The organism is Streptomyces changanensis (assembly GCF_024600715.1).
GTDB lineage: Bacteria > Actinomycetota > Actinomycetes > Streptomycetales > Streptomycetaceae > Streptomyces > Streptomyces changanensis.
The window spans coordinates 5,529,139-5,547,156 of sequence record NZ_CP102332.1 but is presented as its reverse complement, the minus strand read 5'-3'; the positions used below and the strand labels follow the sequence as shown (position 1 = coordinate 5,547,156).

The 18,018-nt window shown below is 75.3% G+C and carries 13 protein-coding genes; 9 read left to right on the top strand and 4 right to left on the bottom strand.

Annotation, left to right across the window (positions count from 1 at the left end):
* The first annotated feature begins 226 nt into the window (after nucleotides 1–226).
* Entirely contained in the window at nucleotides 227–1,429 is a 1,203-nt protein-coding gene (locus tag NRO40_RS24210) for a phospholipase D-like domain-containing protein (protein WP_408057053.1), read from the top strand.
* Nucleotides 1,430–1,689: 260 nt separating this feature from the next.
* Entirely contained in the window at nucleotides 1,690–3,447 is a 1,758-nt protein-coding gene (locus NRO40_RS24205; protein ID WP_079046771.1) for a RecQ family ATP-dependent DNA helicase, read from the top strand.
* A 196-nt stretch (nucleotides 3,448–3,643) separates the two neighbouring features.
* Here NRO40_RS24205 and NRO40_RS24200 read toward each other — a convergent pair whose 3' ends face one another.
* The 4 genes from NRO40_RS24200 to NRO40_RS24185 all read right to left on the bottom strand — a co-directional run bounded on the left by NRO40_RS24200 (nucleotide 3,644) and on the right by NRO40_RS24185 (nucleotide 8,345).
* Nucleotides 3,644–4,741, bottom strand: coding sequence for an FAD-dependent oxidoreductase (locus NRO40_RS24200; RefSeq protein WP_079046761.1), 1,098 nt, complete (start codon nucleotides 4,739–4,741; stop codon nucleotides 3,644–3,646).
* Between the two features lie 47 nt (nucleotides 4,742–4,788).
* Complete coding sequence (locus NRO40_RS24195; protein ID WP_257375581.1) at nucleotides 4,789–5,319, bottom strand: DUF2165 domain-containing protein; 531 nt, start codon at nucleotides 5,317–5,319, stop codon at nucleotides 4,789–4,791.
* 213 nt (nucleotides 5,320–5,532) lie between these two features.
* Complete coding sequence (locus NRO40_RS24190; RefSeq protein WP_058940250.1) at nucleotides 5,533–7,596, bottom strand: galactose-binding domain-containing protein; 2,064 nt, start codon at nucleotides 7,594–7,596, stop codon at nucleotides 5,533–5,535.
* A gap of 299 nt (nucleotides 7,597–7,895) precedes the next feature.
* Nucleotides 7,896–8,345, bottom strand: coding sequence for a DUF2267 domain-containing protein (locus NRO40_RS24185; RefSeq protein ID WP_058940251.1), 450 nt, complete (start codon nucleotides 8,343–8,345; stop codon nucleotides 7,896–7,898).
* 312 nt (nucleotides 8,346–8,657) lie between these two features.
* On the opposite strand from NRO40_RS24185, the gene NRO40_RS24180 reads away from it, so the two are divergent.
* From NRO40_RS24180 to NRO40_RS24150, 7 genes are all read left to right on the top strand, one after another.
* Nucleotides 8,658–9,092, top strand: a complete 435-nt coding sequence (locus NRO40_RS24180) for an ATP-binding protein (RefSeq protein ID WP_058940252.1) — start codon at nucleotides 8,658–8,660, stop codon at nucleotides 9,090–9,092.
* 122 nt (nucleotides 9,093–9,214) lie between these two features.
* Nucleotides 9,215–9,400 (top strand): hypothetical protein, encoded by a 186-nt coding sequence (locus NRO40_RS24175; RefSeq protein WP_058940253.1) that lies wholly within the window; start codon nucleotides 9,215–9,217, stop codon nucleotides 9,398–9,400.
* Between the two features lie 245 nt (nucleotides 9,401–9,645).
* Entirely contained in the window at nucleotides 9,646–11,496 is a 1,851-nt protein-coding gene (locus tag NRO40_RS24170; protein ID WP_079046762.1) for an FG-GAP-like repeat-containing protein, read from the top strand.
* 279 nt (nucleotides 11,497–11,775) lie between these two features.
* A complete protein-coding gene (gene bla, locus NRO40_RS24165; protein ID WP_058940255.1) occupies nucleotides 11,776–12,687 on the top strand; it encodes a class A beta-lactamase in 912 nt (303 codons plus the stop codon).
* Between the two features lie 378 nt (nucleotides 12,688–13,065).
* On the top strand, nucleotides 13,066–13,839 hold the full coding sequence (locus tag NRO40_RS24160; RefSeq protein ID WP_058940256.1) for an HAD family hydrolase: 774 nt from the start codon (nucleotides 13,066–13,068) through the stop codon (nucleotides 13,837–13,839).
* Nucleotides 13,836–16,217: a glycoside hydrolase family 65 protein gene (locus NRO40_RS24155; protein WP_058940257.1), complete on the top strand. Its 2,382-nt coding sequence runs from the start codon at nucleotides 13,836–13,838 to the stop codon at nucleotides 16,215–16,217. Before NRO40_RS24160 ends, NRO40_RS24155 begins: the two co-directional genes overlap by 4 nt.
* Before the next feature lie 421 nt (nucleotides 16,218–16,638).
* Entirely contained in the window at nucleotides 16,639–17,979 is a 1,341-nt protein-coding gene (locus tag NRO40_RS24150) for a diaminobutyrate--2-oxoglutarate transaminase family protein (RefSeq protein WP_058940258.1), read from the top strand.
* The last annotated feature ends 39 nt before the right edge of the window (nucleotides 17,980–18,018 follow it).

Sequence of the window (18,018 nt, the reverse complement as noted above, 5' to 3'; positions counted from 1 at the left end):
GCATACCCGGTTCCACACGAAGCATGCTCATCTTTTTTTTCGCCCGTCGCCGAATCCCGCGCCGAGCCCCCGGCGAACCCCGTGCCGAGCGGTCAGCGGGCCCTCGCCGGGCCTCGCCGAGCCGCCCCCGAATCCCCCCGGACGTGGCGCGGCGGTGGCGGTTCGGGGCGGCGGCACCGGGAAAACGGTTCGCAGTCCGTACCCCGTACCGCCCCAGGAGGCCGACGTGATCCGCTCCGAGACCCGTGGCAGCCATGACACGGACAGTGACGCGGAGGCGCGCAAGCAGCGACTGCGAAGACGACTGGAACGCCTGATCGGGATCGCCGCCACCGAGGGCAACGACCTCGTCCCCCTGCGCAACGGGGACGAGATCTTCCCCGCGATGCTCGGCGCGATCAGGTCGGCCGAGCACACCATCGACATGATGACCTTCGTGTACTGGCGCGGGACGATAGCCCGGGACTTCGCGGCCGCGCTGGCCGACCGGGCCCGCGCCGGGGTGCGCGTGCGGCTGCTCCTGGACGGGTTCGGCGCCCGGCTCATCGAGCGGAGCCTCCTCGACGACATGGAGGACGCCGGCGTGCAGATCGCCTGGTTCCGCAAACCGGTCTGGCTGTCGCCGTTCAAGCAGAACCACCGCTGCCACCGCAAGGCGCTGGTGGTCGACGAGCGCACCGCGTTCACCGGGGGCGTCGGGATAGCCGAGGAGTGGTGCGGCGACGCCCGCGGTCCCGCGGAGTGGCGCGACACCCACGTGCGGATCGAGGGACCCGCCGTGGACGGCATCGCCGCGGCGTTCGCCCAGAACTGGGCGGAGTGCCACGACGAGCTGTACGACCACCGCGACCGCTTCACCGAGCAGCCACAGCCCGGCACGTCGGTCGTGCAGGTCGTACGGGGCTCGGCGAGCATCGGCTGGCAGGACATGCAGACGCTGGTGCGGGTCATGCTGACCTCGGCGGAGGAGCGCTTCCGCCTCGCCACGGCCTACTTCGCCCCGGACCCCTACTTCGTCGACCTGCTGTGCCGGACCGCCCGCCGGGGCGTGGCGGTGGAGATCCTGCTGCCCGGCCCCCACACCGACCAGCGGGCCTGCCGGATCGCGGGGCAGTCCCACTACACGGAGCTGCTGGCGGCGGGCGTGGTGATCCGCCAGTTCCAGCCGACCATGATGCACGCGAAGGTCATCACGGTGGACCGGGTGGCGTCGCTCATCGGCTCGACCAACTTCAACCGGCGGTCCATGGACCACGACGAGGAGGTCATGCTCGCCGTCCTCGACGAGGAGTTCACCGCCACCCTCGACCGGCACTACGACGAGGACGTGGCGCGCAGTGAGGCCGTCGACCTCACCCGCTGGCGGCGCCGCGCCGCGGCCCAGCGGCTGCGGGAGGTCGCCGTCACCCCCATCCGCCGCTTTCTGTGACGCCGCCCGTACCGGTACGTACCAGTATGGGCGGTAGGTCGAGGCACAGACGGTACGTGGTGGTACGTGCGGTGTATGCCGGTACGTGTCGGCTGGTACGTGTGGGCCGGTGCGTCCGGCGGGAGCTCCGGGAGCCCGCCTCGGAGCCGCCGCCCGTCCGGGCCGTACGCAGGGAGAACGGCCCGAAAGCGGGTAGCCGGGTCGCACGCGTGCGGCCCGCCTGTCCCCGGCCGCCCGACCGAGGAGAGGCGGGAGGCGCCATGCCGGAGCAGCAGAAGGAGCCGGAGGACCCCCGGCAGAGGGACCGCGGGGCCGGCGCCCCGACGGCGGCCCGCCTGGAGCGGACCGCCGCCGAGGTGTTCGGCTGGCAGGAGCTGCGGCCGGGACAGCTGACCGCGATGGAGGCGGTCGTCGCGGGCCGCGACACCCTGGCGGTCATGCCGACCGGTGCGGGCAAGTCCGCCGTGTACCAGGTGGCCGCCCTCTGCCTGCCCGGCCCCACGGTCGTCGTCTCCCCGCTGATCGCCCTCCAACGCGACCAGATCGCCGGGCTCCTCGACCGCGGCGGGCCGGACGGCGTCGCCGTCAACTCCGCGCAGCCCGCCGGGGAGACCGCGGCTGCCTGGGACGCGGTGCGTCACGGGGACGCCGAGTACCTGTTCCTCTCCCCCGAGCAGCTGACGAAGGACGAGGTCGTGGAGCGCGTCGCCCGCGCGGCCCCCTCGCTGTTCGTCGTCGACGAGGCCCAGTGCGTCGCCGCCTGGGGCCATGACTTCCGTCCCGACTACCTGCGCCTGGGCGGGGCGATCGAGCGGGTCGGCAGACCCCCGGTCCTCGCCCTGACGGCCACGGCCGCTCCCCCGGTCCGCGAGGAGATCGTCCGGCGGCTCGGCATGGACGACCCCGCGCTCGTCGTCGCCGGCTTCGACCGGCCGAACATCACCCTGGAGGTGGAACGCTTCCCCGACGACGCGGCCAAGCGCCGGGCCGTGGTGGAGCGCGCCGCCGCCGAACCGAAACCCGGCATCGTGTACACGGCGACGCGCCGGGACGCCGAGGAGTACGCGGCGGAGCTCGCCGCGCTGGGCCTGTCGGCCGCCGCCTACCACGCCGGGCTGCGCGTCGGCGAGCGGTCCCGGGTGCACGACGCGTTCCTCGCCGGTGAGGCGGACGTGGTCGTCGCGACGTCCGCCTTCGGCATGGGCATCGACAAGGAGGACGTGCGGTTCGTGCTCCACGCTTCCGTGCCGGGCTCCCCCGACGCGTACTACCAGGAGATCGGCCGGGCGGGCCGCGACGGGCGGCCCGCGGTCGCGGTCCTCCACTACCGGCCGCAGGACAGCGGCCTCCAGCACCTCTTCGCCGCCCGGACGCCCGACGAGGAGACCATCGGGGAGGTCGCGGAACACATCCGCGACGCGGACGGCCCGGTCGCGCTGGACGACGTCGGCGAGCGCGCGGACCTCTCCCGCCGCCGGGTGACGGCCGCCGCGAACCTGCTGGAGGAGGCGGGCGCCGTCCGCACCGACACCGCGGGCGAGGTACGGGCCGTGCCCGGTGTGACGCCCGGCGACGCCGCCGCGAGGGCGGCGGAGGCGGCCGAGGCGCGCCGCAGGCTGGAGCGGTCGCGGCTGGAGATGATGCTCGCCTACGCGGAGACGACTGGCTGCCGCCGCCGCTTCCTGCTCGGGTACTTCGGTGAGCCCTACGACCCGCCGTGCGGCGCCTGCGACGTCTGCGAGCCGGCCCCGTCGGACGCGCCGGCAACGAGCGTCACCGCCGGGGCGACCGGCGCCGGCTCCGGGGACGGACAGGACGACCCTCCCGCCCACCCGTCGGCCGCCGCGTACCCGGCGGGGACGGCGGTGCGGCACAGCGAGTGGGGCGACGGCACGGTGATGAGCGAGGAGGGCGACCGGATCACGGTCCTCTTCGACACCATGGGCTACCGGACGCTGTCCCTCACCGCGGTCACTGACAACGGCCTGCTCACGGCCCGCCCGGAATCCTCCCGCTGACGCGGCCGGCCGACCCGGCCGGGCCGCTCGGCACCGCTGACCCGGCCGGGCTGACGGGCGCCGCCGGCCCGGCTGGGCTGACGGGCGCCGCCGGCCCGGCTGGGCTGACGGGCGCCGCCGGCCCGGCTGGGCTGACGGGCGCCGCCGGCCGGGGAGCGGCGCGCGGCGTGGGGTGGTGCCGCGGGCGGGGCGGGGGTCAGCCGGGGGGTGGGGCGGACAGGCCGCAGGCGGCGTAGTAGGCGCGCAGGGCGGCCTCGCCGCCGGAGCCCATCGCGGTCATGATCCGCTGGTACCGGGCGGAACGCAGATCGCCGGCGACGAGGACCCGCGGGTGTTGGGCGGCGGGCGGACAGTAACCGTCGGCGTCGTGGACGAGGGCGCCGGGCGGGGCGGTCGGGGCGCTGCCGAGGCTGAGGTGGACGGCGTCCGCCCGGAGCGTGCGCCGCCGGCCGTCGCGGCCCACCAGCTCCGCGGCGACCGCGCCGCCGACCGTGCGCAGGGTCAAGTGGTCGACGGGGAGGAGGGTGACACGCGGGTCGTCGCGGATCTCGTCGGTCTTGTGGTCGTCGCCCGTCGCGTGGGCGACGAGCAGGCGGGTGCGCAGGTCCGGGTGGGCGCGCAGGAACGTGCCGACGGGGCGGTCGCCGCCGAGGACGAGCAGCGTGCGCCCCTCGGCGGCACGCGGGTCGGCTAGCCACAGCGGGAGCGGATCGCAGCCGGGCGGGGCCGTGATCCAGGGGACGTCGCGAGGTCGCAGGGGACCGACGCCGGTGGCGACGACCGCGTACGGGGCGGTGTGGCGGGTGCCGTCGTCCAAGGTGACGGTGACGTGGTCGTCGTGGGCCCGCAGTCCGGTGGCCCGGCGGCCGAGCTCCGGGCGGCACAGCGGTGTCGCCGCCAGCTCGGCGGCGACGGCGCGGGCGAGGGCGGGACCGGTGGTGTGGCCGCCGAGGACGTTGTCGAGGGCAGGGATGCGGTGGAGGGTGTGGCACGGGGCGTCCGGCTCGATCAGGACGGAGCGCAGACCTACGCCGGCGGCGGTACGGGCGGCGGCGCACCCGGCGGGGCCTCCGCCGATGACGATCAGGTCGGTGTGGCTCCCGGTGCCGGTCAGGCCGGAGACGCTTTTGCTGCCGGTCGACGTGGCGCTGCCGATCGACGTGGCGGTGTCGGTGTCGGTGGACGTGGTGGTGCCGGTGGACGTGGCGCCGCCGGTGTCGGTGGGCGGGCCGGGGATGCCGGGGGGCGTGCCGGGCCGGCCGGGCCCGGCCGGGCGGGAGGGTGCGGCGGCCATGGCGTCAGTCCGGCACCCGCCCGGCGCGGCCCGGTGGTACGGGGGCGTCACGGCCCGCCGGGGCGGAGGGTGTCGTGGGCACGGGGGCCGGGTGGCAGGTGGACGACCACGAGCGCGGCGAGGGCGAGCAGCACGTTGCGGGCCGCCGCGTCGAGGCCGTTCCACTTCGACGACTGCCACATCGCGAACCACTCGCCGCCGATGGCGAGGAAGCCGAGTCCGAAGAGCAGCAGCACCATCACCAGCCCGGCGGTGCTCGCCGCGCGGGCGCGGTCGGCACGGTCGGCGGCGCCGCGGCGCAGCGCCCGGAACCACAGGCCCGTGGCGTACAGCAGGACGGCCGCCGTCACCGTCTCCCAGGCGATGACGGCGACGTAGGCGGCGTTCTGCAGGGCGGGGGACTCGATCGCCCGCCACATCAGGTCCGGGTCGCGGAAGGTGGTGTCCATGGCCAGGACGTGCCGGACGAACTGCTGGTTGGTGCCGAAGTCGGTGATGTTGCCGAACGCCACCAGGGCCATGTGGACGGCGACGGTGGCCGTCATCGCGGTCGCCGCGATCGGCAGGACGCCTGGCAGTCGCCGCCCGCTCCGGCGGGCACCCGTCCTGTTCCCTCCGGCGGGCGTCGTCCCGCCGAAGGGCCCGCCGCCCGCACCGCCCGTGCCGTCCGCGTCACCGGCCCGGCCGCGCCCCGCGCCACCCACGTCGCCCGCTCTCACGTGCCCTCCTCCGCCGCCCGCTCCCCGTTGTCCTCCCACCCCTCCCTGCCCACCCCGCGCCCGCCGTGAACGTCACCGGTCGTGGACGCCGACCTCCCGGAGCGAGTACCCCCACGAGGTGGCGCGCCGGACGCCGACGACGCGGACGTACCGGGCCTCCGTGGCGGCGAAGCGTGCCGTGTCGAGGCCGCCGTCCCCGGCCGTGGTGGACCAGGCGGTCCGCCACCTGGTGCCGTCGGTGGAGAGTTCGACCCGGTACGCCGCCGCGTGCGCGGCCTCCCAGTCGAGCGTGACGCGGGCGACGGACCGGACCCGGCCGAGGTCGATCCGCAGCCACTGGTCGTCGCTCCACTCGCTCGCCCAGCGCGTACCGGGGTCGCCGTCGACGGCGTTGCCGGGGGCGTAGCGGGTGAAGGGGTTCCACCACTCGGAGGAGCTGGCGGTGGCGCCGGCGCCGGCGGCGAGGTCGTCCGCCGCCGTGTGGCGCTCGGACGCACCCCAGGTGCGCAGGTACGACTCGGCGCCCCGGAACAGGTCGTCCACGACATCCTGCCCGGCGACGGTCCGCACGTCCTCCAGCCAGTCGGGGACGAGGCCGTGGTGGGCGGCGCCGTCGGTGTTGACGTCCCAGGTGCGCAGCCCCGTCGTCTGGCGGTCCAGGACGGAGCCGCCGTCGGCGCTGCGGAACGGGTACCGCACCGGGTTCGGGGTGTCGGCGCCCCGGGGGGCGGGCCAGCCGCCGACGCCGTTCATGTCGGTGCCGTAGCCGTAGCCGACGCCGTACCGCTCGCGCAGCGCGTCCGTGCGCCGCGCCTCCGCGCCGAACGCCTCGGCGCCGTGCATGTACTGGGCGATGAAGCCGCCGAGGCGGTAGACGCGCTCGGTCCAGTCGAGGTCCATCCAGCTGTGCGAGGAGAGGACGCCCGGGTACGACGCCGCGTCGAGGACGTCGAGGGCGCGGCCGGCGGCCTTGACGCTCATGTGGTCGATCTCCAGCATCATGCCGCGCCGCATCATGCCGCGCAGGGCGTACTCGCCGAGCTCGGTGAGGCCGCGGGTGTTGCACCGGGCGTCCGCCGCGTACGTGGGAACGCTCACGCCGGGCGGCAGCTTCGCCTCGGCGCCGGGGGCGGCGGCCGACCCGATGGGGTTGTCCTGCTGGGGTCCGGTGCACTTGCCCGTCTGCCAGAAGGTGCCCGTCGACAGGAACTGGCCGACGTTGATGGCCGTGCCGAGGGCGCCCGAGTCGAAGCGGACCCCGCACAGGGCGTTGTCGAACTTGTGGCAGAGGAACATGCTGCGCACGCCGAGCGCGTGGAGTTCGTCGAGGCCGCGGTCGATGTCCCCGCGGTCGCACTGGGCGACGTCCAGGACCTGCTTGCAGCCGAACGGTTCGGAGGTCTCCACCCCGAGGACGACGGCGAGCTTGCCCTGGCGGATCACCTCCCGGGCCTGGGCGCTGTCGGTGACGATCCGGAACCAGCCGCGGCCCGGGCCGCCGTGCATGCGGTCGACGTACGCCTGCATCTCGTACGTCTTGCGCGCCTGGAGTCGGATGGAGGTCATCTCGTCGCAGCCGCGGTCCTTGAAGAAGTAGACCGAGCAGATGACGCCGTTGGTGACGAGGTCGTTGACGAGGACCCGCTGGCCGCCGCGCCAGGCCCGCTCGATCCAGGCGTAGTAGTTCTGCTGATGGGTGAGGGAGTCGTGGGCGGGCCAGTCGGCGAACGTCGGCCAGCCGTCCGGGTCGTGCCGGCCGTCGCCGCCCTTGGTGATGAAGTCGAAGACGGCGAGGGAGCCGTCGGGGTAGTGCTCGGGGCAGTCCTTGAGCGCGTCGGCGACGCCCTGCTCGGAGAAGGGCTTGCCGCAGATCAGCCGGCCGCCGAACGCCTCGTTGGACATGATGTGGTTGTGGGCGTCGACGAAGCCCCGCACCCGGCCCTGGGCGTCCGTGCCGCGGAAGGGCTCGCCGGTGACGCCGATCGCGCTGTCGGGGGAGGGTCGGGCGGCCGGTTCCCACCAGGCGGGTTCCGGTACGGCTCCGGTGGCGGTGGGGCCGAGCGCCAGGGCCGTCGCGGTGAGGAGGAGCGCCAGGACCGCGAGGATGCCGCGCCTGCCGTGGGGGTGTCGGGTCATGGGCGTCACTCATGCCTTCGGGTCGACCGGATTGTCATGTCCCGTGCATTGGTGTGACGAGGATCGGCCCCGGTCGCACAGCAGTCAAGAGCCGCGCGGCACCGGCACGGCCCCCAGGCGCGCCCCGGCGGCAGGCCGGGGCGCGGCGGGGCGCGCCGGTCGGGCGCGGCGGTGCGTGACGCGTCATCCGGAGGAGGCGCGGCGCACGGCGCGCGTCGGGCGGGGTGGCGCGGGGCGCGCCGGTCGGGCGGGGTGGCGCGGGGTGTCAGCCGGGCGGGGTGTGGGTGGCGCGCGGTGTGTCAGTCGGGCGGGGTGGCGCCGCGGAAGAGGGCCGCGAACTCGCGGGGGAGCCGGCCGGTGATCCGGTCGAGCTCGTCGCCGGGCAGGACCTCGGCGAGGGTCCCCAGGACGGCGGCGGCGTCCCATTGGGCGGTGCGCGGACGGACGCCGGTCCGCTCGTCGACGCGCCGGTGGAACTCCTCGACGCCGAAGCGCTCGGCGGGACCATCCGCGCCGCCGTTCCCATCACTCCGGGGTCCGTCGGTACGGGCTGCGCCGGTACGGGCGCCGTCGACGGCGAGCGGTGCGCCGAGGTCCCCGGGCAGCAGCGCCGCGAGGGCGGCCGCGTCCTCGGGGGCGACGCGGTGGCCGAGCACCTCCAGGACCGCCGCGGTGATCCGCGCCGCCTCGTCCGGGCCCCGGTACTCGCCCCGCTCGCACACCCGGGCGAGGAACTCGTCCTGCCGCATCGCTGTCTCCTCCTGCCGTACGGTCCGCCGGCCACCCGCGGGGCACTGCCCGCTCGGCGCGCGGCCCCGGCGGGTGGCGGCAACGCCCCACCGGTCCGTCCGCGCGCGCCGTCCCGGCGCCGTCCCCGCCACCGTAGGGGCGGCCCGCCGGCGCCGCACATCGGGTCGCCCGCTCGCGGTACCGACGGGGCGACGCACCGGGCGCCGCGGGCCCGGCCTGATCGACGACGGGACGACCGGCGAGGCATCGCCCACGGAGGCCGGGGCACCCGTCAGGGATCCGCAACCGGAGCCGAGCATCGGGAGGACACCGTGGCCACCGGCCCGCCCACGAACGACGGAGCCGACCAGCGGGCCGTCCGCGATCTGGAGGCCCACTTCGAGGGGGTGCTCGGGGACGTGACGACGGCCCGGCTCGCGGCCGCCCGCTACCTGGACGCGCTGGAGCGCGCCGACGTGCCCGACGAGCCCGACCGGCGGGACGACGTGCTCCTGGTCGTCACCGAGCTGGCGAGCAACGCCGTCCAGTACGCGCCCGGCCCCTTCACCGTGCGGCTGCGGCGCACCTTCGACGGCGTCCACATCGAGGTGCACGACACCAACCCGGAGCCGCCGGTGCCCCGCCCGTGGTCGCCCCGGGAGAACAGCGGGGGCGTGGGCTGGCACCTCGTCCACGCGCTCGCCACGCAGGTCAGCGTCCTGACCCGGCCCGAGGGCAAGGACGTCCACGTCTTCCTGCCCTGGTGACCGCCCCTCCTCTCCCCCGCCGTGCGGGGCGGCGGTTCACCCGGACGGACCGGCGCCGACGGCGCCCGCCACCCGGTCGTGATGGGCTGGAGCTCCTGTCGTCCACCGCACGGAGAGCCGCCATGTACGAAATGCACATCGGCACGGCCGCCACCGACTCCGACCTGGTGTGGCACGTCGTCGCCCAGCACCAGTCCGCCGCGCTCTGCGGACAGCCCCTCGGCGACCAGGCCGCCGACACGGACCGGCACTGCCTGTCGTGCATGACGATGTTCCAGGAACTCATGCGGCGGCCCGGTCAGTCCTGACGACGGCCTCCTCGGGGCGACCGGTCACGGTCTGTGCACCACCCGCGCCACAGTGCTCTCTCGTCACATTGACACCAGCTCATGATCGGATACTTTGGGTCCACATCAAGACGTGCTGACCTTGCGCGCTTCCTGGGGGGAACTGGTGTACCACCGCCGCCGCGTGGTGTTCCGCGCGGCGAGGTCGCGACGCCCCTGACGCGACGCGGACGCGGGTCAGCGGTGGGAATCAGGGGAGATTCTTCGTGACCGATCGAAAGCCTCGCACCGTGCGGGGCATCGCGCTCGTGGCCGCGGTGGCGGCAGCCGGCGCGCTCACCGCGACCAGTCCGGCCCAGGCCCTCGTCGGCGACGCCGTCGCCGACGGCTCCGAGACCTTCGCCGCCTACGTGAACGTCGGGGGCGAGCGCGCCTGCACCGGCGTCCTGGTCGACCCCCAGTGGATCCTGACGGCCAGCAGCTGCTTCTCCGACAATCCGTCGCAGCCCTTCCCGGTCCCGGCCGGCGCCCCCGCGCTGAAGACCACGGTGGTGGTGGGCCGCGCCGACCTCACCGGTACGGCCGGCACCCAGACCGAGGTCGCCGAGATCGTGCCCCGCGCCGACCGCGACGTGGTCATGGCGCGGCTGGCCAAGCCGGTGACCGGCGTCGACCCGGTGGTGCTGGCCGCCACCGCGCCCGCCCAGGGCGAGACGCTGCGCGTGCTCGGCTACGGCCGCACCAGGACGGCGTGGGTGCCCGACCGGCTGCACGGCGGCGCCTTCACCGTCCAGGAGGCCGCCACCGGCTCCACGGTGAAGGTCGCCAGCGCGGGCGGCACCATCTGCCGCGGCGACGCGGGCGGCCCGGCCCTGCGGACGACGGACGGCAAGGTCGAGCTGGTCGCCCTCAACAGCGCCTCCTGGCAGGGCGGCTGCCACGGCACCGACCCGGCCGAGACCCGTACGGACGCCGTCGAGACGCGGGTCGACGACCTGCGCGACTGGGTCCGGCAGGTCCGCGCACTGCCGCAGGAGTCGATGATCGCCTCCGGCGACTTCAACGGCGACGGCAAGGCCGACGTCGCGGGCTTCTACGACAACGGCACCTCCCCCGCCAACCGGAACCGCTCCTCGCTGCACACCTGGCTGAGCAACGGCACCGGCTTCGCCGCCCCGCAGCAGATGTGGACCACGCCGGGCGGCTTCACCTGGCAGGCGTCGAAGCTGACCACCGGCGACTACAACGGCGACGGCAAGGACGACGTGTCGGTCTTCTACGACGCCGGCAGCTCCGCCGACGGCAACATCTCCTCGGTCTACACCTGGTACAGCACCGGCACGGGCTTCCAGGCGCCGAAGCGCACCTGGACGACGCCGGGCGGGTTCAGCTGGGGCGCCTCCAAGGTCGTCTCGGGCGACTTCAACGGCGACCGCAAGGACGACATCGGCGTCTTCTACGACCGCGGCAGGGGCACGGACGGCGTCACCCGCTCCGCCCTGTTCGCCTTCACCAGCACCGGGACCGCCTTCGCCAACCCGACCCTGGAGTGGGAGAGCACCGGCAACTTCCGCTGGTCCGCCTCCCAGCTGACGGCCGGCGACTACAACGGCGACGGCAAGGCCGACGTCTCGGTCTTCTACGACGCCGGCACCTCCGCCGAGGGCAAGAACCTCTCGGCGCTCTACACCTGGTACAGCACGGGCGCGAACTTCGCGGCCGTGCAGCGCACCTGGCTCGCGGGCGGCGGTTTCACCTGGAGCGCCTCCAAGGTCGCGTCGGGCGACTTCAACGGCGACGGCAAGACCGACGTGTCGGTCTTCTACGACCGCGGCCTGTCGGACGGCAAGTGGGGCTCGAACCTGTACACCTTCATCAGCACCGGCACGGCCTTCGACGCGCCGACGCTGAAGTGGGCGAGCACCGGCGCCTTCCGCTGGAGCAGCAGCCAGTTCACGGCGGGCGACTACAACGGCGACCGCAAGGGCGACGTCGCGGTCCTCTACGACCTCGGCACGACCCCCGACGGCCGCAAGGTCGACGGTCTGTACTCGTGGCTGAGCACGGGCACCGGCTTCGGCGCCCCGGCCGCCCGCTGGAGCGGCCCGCTCGGCTGACCCCGCGCACCGTTTCCCCCAAGTGCCCGCGTACCCGTCCGGTACGCGGGCACTTCCGCGTCCACGGACCCCGCCGATCCGGGCCAGACCGCCCGGGATCCGCCGGTCGGTGGCCGCCGGTCGAGGTCCGGTCCGGGGCCCGCTCCGCGCCCCCGGCCGGCGCCGGCCGGCGCGCCGATGGTTTTCGGCCAGGGCGGGCGGCGTATGAAACCAGTGGTGCTCGTGGGGACGTCGTGGCGGATGTTCGCTCTGTGACCGACAAGAAAAGGGGGCACCCCGGTGCAGCCCATCGAAACCCGTCCCAGCCGCCGTACGGTACTCGCCGCCGGAGCGGGGGCCCTCCTGGCCGCCGCCGTGGCCGGCACGGCGCCCGCCCACGCCGCGGGCGGACCGGACGGCGGTGTCCGCGGGCAGTTGCGTGCCCTGGAGCGCCGCCACGACGCGCGGCTCGGCGCGTTCGCCCACGACACGGGGACGGGCAGGACCGTGCTGTACCGGGCGGACGAGCGCTTCCCCATGGCGTCGCTCTTCAAGACCCTGGCCGCCGCGGCCGTCCTGCGCGACCTCGACCGGGACGGCGAGGTCCTCGCCCGACGGGTCCACTTCACCGCCGCGTACGTGGAGCAGTCCGGCTACTCCCCCGTCACCCGCGAGAACGTGGCGACCGGGATGACCGTCGCCGAACTGTCGGCCGCGGCGATCTGCCAGAGCGACAACACCGCCGGCAACCTGCTGCTGCGCGAGCTGGGCGGCCCGACCGCGATCACCCGGTTCTGCCGGTCCCTCGGCGACGACACGACCCGGCTCGACCGCTGGGAGCCCGAGCTGAACTCGGCCGAGCCGTGGCGCGTGACGGACACGACCACTCCCCGCGCCATCGGCCGGACGTACGGGCGGCTGGTTCTCGGCTCGGCGCTCGCGCCCGACGACCGAGAGCGGCTGACGGCGTGGATGCTCGCCAACACCACGAGCGAGGAGCGCTTCCGCAAGGGCCTCCCGGCCGACTGGGTCCTGGCGGACAAGACGGGCGGCGGGGAGTACGGCGGGAACAACAACGTGGGCGTGGCGTGGCCGCCCGGACGGCCGCCGGTCGTCCTCGCCGTGCTCACGACCCGGTTCGCGCCCGACGCGACGGCGGACGACGCCCTCGTCGCGGAGGCGGCACGGCTGCTGGCGCACTCCCTGAGCTGAGCGCGTCGCCGGAGCCGCCCGGGCCGCGTCCGGGCGTGCGGCACGGTCGTGCGGCCGCGGGCGGAGTGGCCGCGGGCGGGTGGCCGCGGGCGGGACGGCCGCGGGTGGGTGGGCGCGGAGGTCGGGCGGCACGTCACCCGTCCGGCGCAAACCCGGTGCGACCGGGCGCGCCCGCGCCGCCCGCCCGGTCGTCGCCCTCCCGGCCGGGGCCCGCGCCGCACGGCTCCCCGCCGGGGTACCCCGCCCGGCTCCGCCGGCCCGGCCCCGTGGCCCCGTGCGGGCCATGATGGTCGTGGAGCCCGTTCCTCGCGCCGCGCCGGGTCCCCCGGGGCTCGCCCGCGGGGACCCGGGCGGCCGACGACGCAAGGAGACCCGCCCATGAGCCCGCCCACGGCCCGCGGCACGGTGGTCCCCGCGCTGCGGGCCGTGCGGGCCGTCGTCTTCGACACGGACGGGGTCCTCACCGACTCGGCGCGGGTCCACGCCGCGGCGTGGAAGGAGACCTTCGACGCGTTCCTGGCCGGTCTGCCGCCGGACGCCGCCGACCCGGCGGCGCGGCGGCCCTTCGACACGGCCGACGACTACCCGAGGTACGTGGACGGCCGCTCGCGGCGGGACGGTGCCGCCGCGTTCCTCGCCTCGCGCGGTCTGCCCGCGGGACCGGCCGTCGTGGAGCGCGTCACCGCCGACAAGGAGCGCCGGTTCACCGCCCGCCTGCGGGGGCGCCCCGTCGACGCCTACCCGGGGACGGTGCGGCTGCTGCGCGCCCTGCGGGACGGCGGCGTGCCGATGGCGGCCGCCTCGGCGTCCCGGCACGCCCGCGAGGTGCTGCGGGGGGCGCGGCTCCTCGACCTGTTCGACGCGCTGGTGGACGGGGTGGAGGCGGCCCGGCTGGGCCTGCCCGGCAAGCCCGATCCTGCGCTGTTCCAGGAGGCCGCGCGCCGGCTCGGCACGCCGGCCGGGCGGTGCGCCGTGGTGGAGGACGCCCTCGCGGGGGTCGAGGCGGGGCGGCGCGGCGGGTTCGCCCTGGTCGTGGGCGTCGACCGTACGGGCCGCCCGGGCGGCGCCGAGGCGCTGCGCCGGCACGGCGCCGACCTCGTCGTACGGGACCTGTCGGAGCTGCTCGCGGTACGGGAGGGACAGCCGTCGTGACCGACTGGACGTGGGAGTTCGAGGGGTACGCCGCCGAACGGGAGGCGCTGCGGGAGTCGCTGTGCACCCTGGGCAACGGCTACTTCGCGACGCGCGGCGCGATCCCGGAGTGCGCGGCGGACGGGACCCACTACCCGGGCACGTACGCGGCGGGGTGTTACGACCGGCTGGCGTCGGAGGTGGCGGGCCGGCGGGTCGAGAACGAGGACATGGTGAACCTGCCCAACTGGCTGCCCGTGCGCTACCGGGTGGTCGACGGGCCGGAGCCTGGCCCGTGGCTGACGCCCGCGCACGAGTACCTCACCGACCACGCGCTCGCCCTCGACCTGCACGGCGGCACCCTGGAACGGCGCAGCCGGTACGAGGACGACGACGGGCGGCGCCTCGCGGTGCGCCAGCTGCGGCTGGTCCACATGGGCGACCCGCACCTGGCGGCGCTGCGCACCGAGTTCACCGCCGAGAACTGGGCGGGGGAGCTGGAGGTCGAGGTGGAGCTGGACGGGTCGGTCGCCAACACCGGCGTGGCCCGCTACCGCCAGCTGTCCTCCCGGCACCTGGAGGACGTCGGCACCGGCGAGGCCGCGGACGGCCGGGTGTGGCTGCGGTGCCGCACGGTCTCGTCCGGCATCCGCGTCGGCCTCGCCGCGCGGACCGCGGCGCCGGCCGACCTGGAGGTCGTCCACGGCGACCGGCGGGTGACGCAGCGGGCGCGGCTGGTGCTGGCGCCGGGCACGACCGTCGTCGTCGACAAGGTCGTGGCGCTGCACACCTCGCGCGACCCGGCGATCTCCGACCCGCTGCACGCTGCGGTGGACCGGGTGGGCCGCGCGCCCGGCTTCGGGGAGCTGCTGGCCTCGCACCGGGCGGCCTGGCAGCAGTTGTGGCGCCGAGCGGAGCTGCGGGTGCCGAACGCGGCGGGCCGCATCCTGCGGCTGCACCTGTTCCACGTGCTGCAGACGCTGTCGCCGCACACCGCCGACCTGGACGTGGGGGTCCCGGCGCGCGGGCTGCACGGCGAGGCGTACCGGGGGCACGTCTTCTGGGACGAGCTGTTCGTGCTGCCCTACCTGAACCTGCACTTCCCCGAGGTGTCGCGGGCACTGCTGACCTACCGGCACCGCCGACTGGAGCGGGCCCGGTTCTCCGCCCGGGACGCCGGGCGGGCCGGGGCGCTGTACCCGTGGCAGAGCGGGAGCGACGGGCGGGAGGAGACCCAGCAGCTGCACCTCAACCCCCGCTCGGGCCGCTGGCTGCCGGACCACTCGCACCTCCAGCACCATGTGGGCTCGGCGGTCGCGTACAACGTGTGGCGCTACTGGGAAGCGACCGGGGACACGGAGTTCCTGCACACCAGGGGTGCGGAGATGCTGCTGGAGATCGCCCGGTTCTGGGCGGACTCGGCGACCTACGACGCGGACCTCGACCGGTACCGCATCCGCGGGGTGATGGGGCCCGACGAGTACCACGACGGCTATCCGGGCGCGGACCGGCCGGGTCTGGACGACAACGCCTACACGAACGTGACGGCGGCGTGGGTGCTGGCGCGCGCGCTGGAACTGATGGCGGAGCTGCCGGAGCCGCGCCGGCGGGAGCTGGAGGAACGCACCGGGCTCCACCACGGCGAGCTGGCCCTGTGGGACGACGTGTCGCGCCGGCTGCACGTGCCGTTCCACTCCGGGGTGATCAGCCAGTTCCACGGGTACGGGGAGCTGGCCGAGCTCGACTGGGAGGGGCTGCGGCACCGGTACGGCGACATCAGACGGCTGGACCGGATCCTGGAGGCGGAGGGCGACTCCGTCAACCGCTACCAGGCGTCGAAGCAGGCGGACGTGCTGATGCTGGGCTACCTGTTCCCGCCGGCCGAACTGCGCGCGCTGCTGCGGCGGCTGGGGCACGCGCTCGACGACGAGACGTGGTGGCGGACCGTCGAGTACTACCTGCGGCGCACGAGCCACGGCTCGACGCTGAGCGTGCTGGTGAACGGCTGGGTGCTGGCGCGGGTGCGGCGGGCGGAGGCGTGGGAGTTCGTCCAGGAGGCGCTGGTGGCGGACATCGCGGACCTGCACGGGGGGACGACCGGCGAGGGCATCCACCTGGGCGCCATGGCGGGCACGCTCGACCTGGTGCAGCGCGGGCTGACGGGGCTGGACACGCGGGGCGGCCGGCTGCGGCTGGACCCGGTGCCGCTGCCGGAGCTGTCGGAGTACGACTTCACCCTGCGCTTCCACGGGCACTGGGGCGTGCGGCTGCGGATGACGCCGGAGAGCCTGCACGTGACGGTGCCGGAGTCGGGGATCGCGCCGATCGACATCGAGCTGCCGGGGTGTGCGGTGTCCATCGAGCCCGGGCGTTCCGTGCGGTTGCCGCTGCCGGAGTAGGGGTGGGGTTCGGTGGGGTGGGGTTCGGCCTGGGGCGCCCGGGGGCGGTGGGTGGGGTCGGGGGTGTGCGGGGTCACCTCCTCGGGGTCGGCGGGCTCGGGTCCCGGCGAAGGCGCCCGGCCGTCCCCGCCGACCCCTGCGGGGGCGACCCCGCGCCACCCCCTCCCGGCCGTCGGCGTCGGGCGTTGTCGACGGTTCGTCAGGGGGGCGCGCGAGGAGTGAAGGGGGGCGTGGGGCGTAAAAGGGGGCTCGTGGTGGGTAGTTGACGACCGGGTCGGCACAGCGTGTCGTCGCGGGGTCTTGATCTTTTCCCAGGTTAGGCTAACCTAACTTTCCGTAGGCGGCGGTGGGCACCCCCACCGCGCCTGCCGCGTGTGCGCCTTGTGCGCGACCCCCGCAACACGACCGAAGGGCATCCGCCATGCCGAACGGTGCGCTGCGCGCCGAGCTCCTCGAGCGCCAGGAGCGACGCGAGTCCTCCGCCCGTACCTACGCAAGCACGCTGCCCGTCGCCCCCGTGCACGCCGCCGGAGCGGTGATCACCGGGGCCGACGGACGCACCTACCTGGACTGCCTCTCCGGCGCGGGCACCCTCGCGCTCGGGCACAACCACCCCGAGACCGTCGCGGCCCTCCAGTCGATCCTGGCCTCCGGTGCACCGCTGCACACGCTGGACATGATCACCCCTCAGAAGGACGCCTTCAGCGGCGAGTTGCTCCGCCGGCTGCCCGGTGGGCTGCGGGACACCGCGCGGCTGCACTTCTGCAGCCCGGCCGGTACCGACGCCGTCGAGGCGGCGCTGAAACTGGCCCAGCACGCCACGGGGCGGCGCGGGACCGTGGCCTTCACCGGCGCGTACCACGGCATGACGCTCGGCGCGTCCGCCGTCTCGGGGCCGCCCCGCATGAGCGGCATGGTCGGCGCGGACGGCGTGCCGGTGACCCGTCTGCCCTACCCCTACGGGCTGCGCTGCCCCTTCGGCACCGGCGACGGCGAACGGTCCGGGGAGCTGTCGGCGCGGCTGCTGGAGAGCCTGATCACCGACCCCAGCAGCGGGGTGGGTCCACCGGCCGCCGTCATCCTGGAGGTCGTCCAGGGCGAGGGCGGGGTGGTCGAGGGCCCGGACGGCTGGCTGCGGGAGGTCCGGCGCATCACCGCCGAGCACGGCATCGTCCTCGTCGTCGACGAGATCCAGACCGGCGTCGGCCGCACCGGGCACTACTGGGCGTGCGAACGCGCGGGCGTCACCCCCGACGTGCTCGTCACCTCCAAGGCCGTCGGCGGCGGCCTGCCGCTGGCGCTCATCGCGTACCGCCCCGAGCTCGACACCTGGCGCCCGGGGCACCACACCGGGACCTTCCGCGGCAACACCCTCGCCATGGTCGCCGGCGAGATCACCCTGCGGACCGTCGCCGAGCAGCAGTTGGCGGAACGCGCCCTGAAACTCGGCGAGCGGATCCGCCGCGGTCTGCGTGACATCGCCGCCCTGCACCCCGTCCTGGGCGAGGTGCGCGGGCGGGGGCTCATGATCGGCGTGGAGCTCGTCGACCGCGACGCGGCCCCCGACCGCCACGGCGTCGCCCCGGGCGACCCCGCCCTGGCCCACGCCGTCCGCGCGGCCTGCGTGGAGCGTGGTCTGCTGCTGGAGCTCGGCGGCCGCGACGACACCGTCGTCCGGCTGCTGCCGCCGCTGGTCCTCACCGACGAGCAGGCCGACTCCGTCGTGGAGCGCCTCGCCGCGGCCCTGGCGAGCGTCCGGTGACCCGGGACGGCCGGGACGTTTCCCCAGCGGACGAGGTCG

Bases quoted from the DNA above. Each gene is read 5' to 3' on its own strand.
- NRO40_RS24190 (WP_058940250.1), bottom strand. From the start codon at position 7,596: ATGACCCGACACCCCCACGGCAGGCGCGGCATCCTCGCGGTCCTGGCG.
- NRO40_RS24160 (WP_058940256.1), top strand. From the start codon at position 13,066: ATGAGCCCGCCCACGGCCCGCGGCACGGTGGTCCCCGCGCTGCGGGCC.
- NRO40_RS24205 (WP_079046771.1), top strand. From the start codon at position 1,690: ATGCCGGAGCAGCAGAAGGAGCCGGAGGACCCCCGGCAGAGGGACCGC.
- NRO40_RS24150 (WP_058940258.1), top strand. From the start codon at position 16,639: ATGCCGAACGGTGCGCTGCGCGCCGAGCTCCTCGAGCGCCAGGAGCGA.
- NRO40_RS24175 (WP_058940253.1), top strand. From the start codon at position 9,215: ATGTACGAAATGCACATCGGCACGGCCGCCACCGACTCCGACCTGGTG.
- NRO40_RS24200 (WP_079046761.1), bottom strand. From the start codon at position 4,741: ATGGCCGCCGCACCCTCCCGCCCGGCCGGGCCCGGCCGGCCCGGCACG.
- NRO40_RS24185 (WP_058940251.1), bottom strand. From the start codon at position 8,345: ATGCGGCAGGACGAGTTCCTCGCCCGGGTGTGCGAGCGGGGCGAGTAC.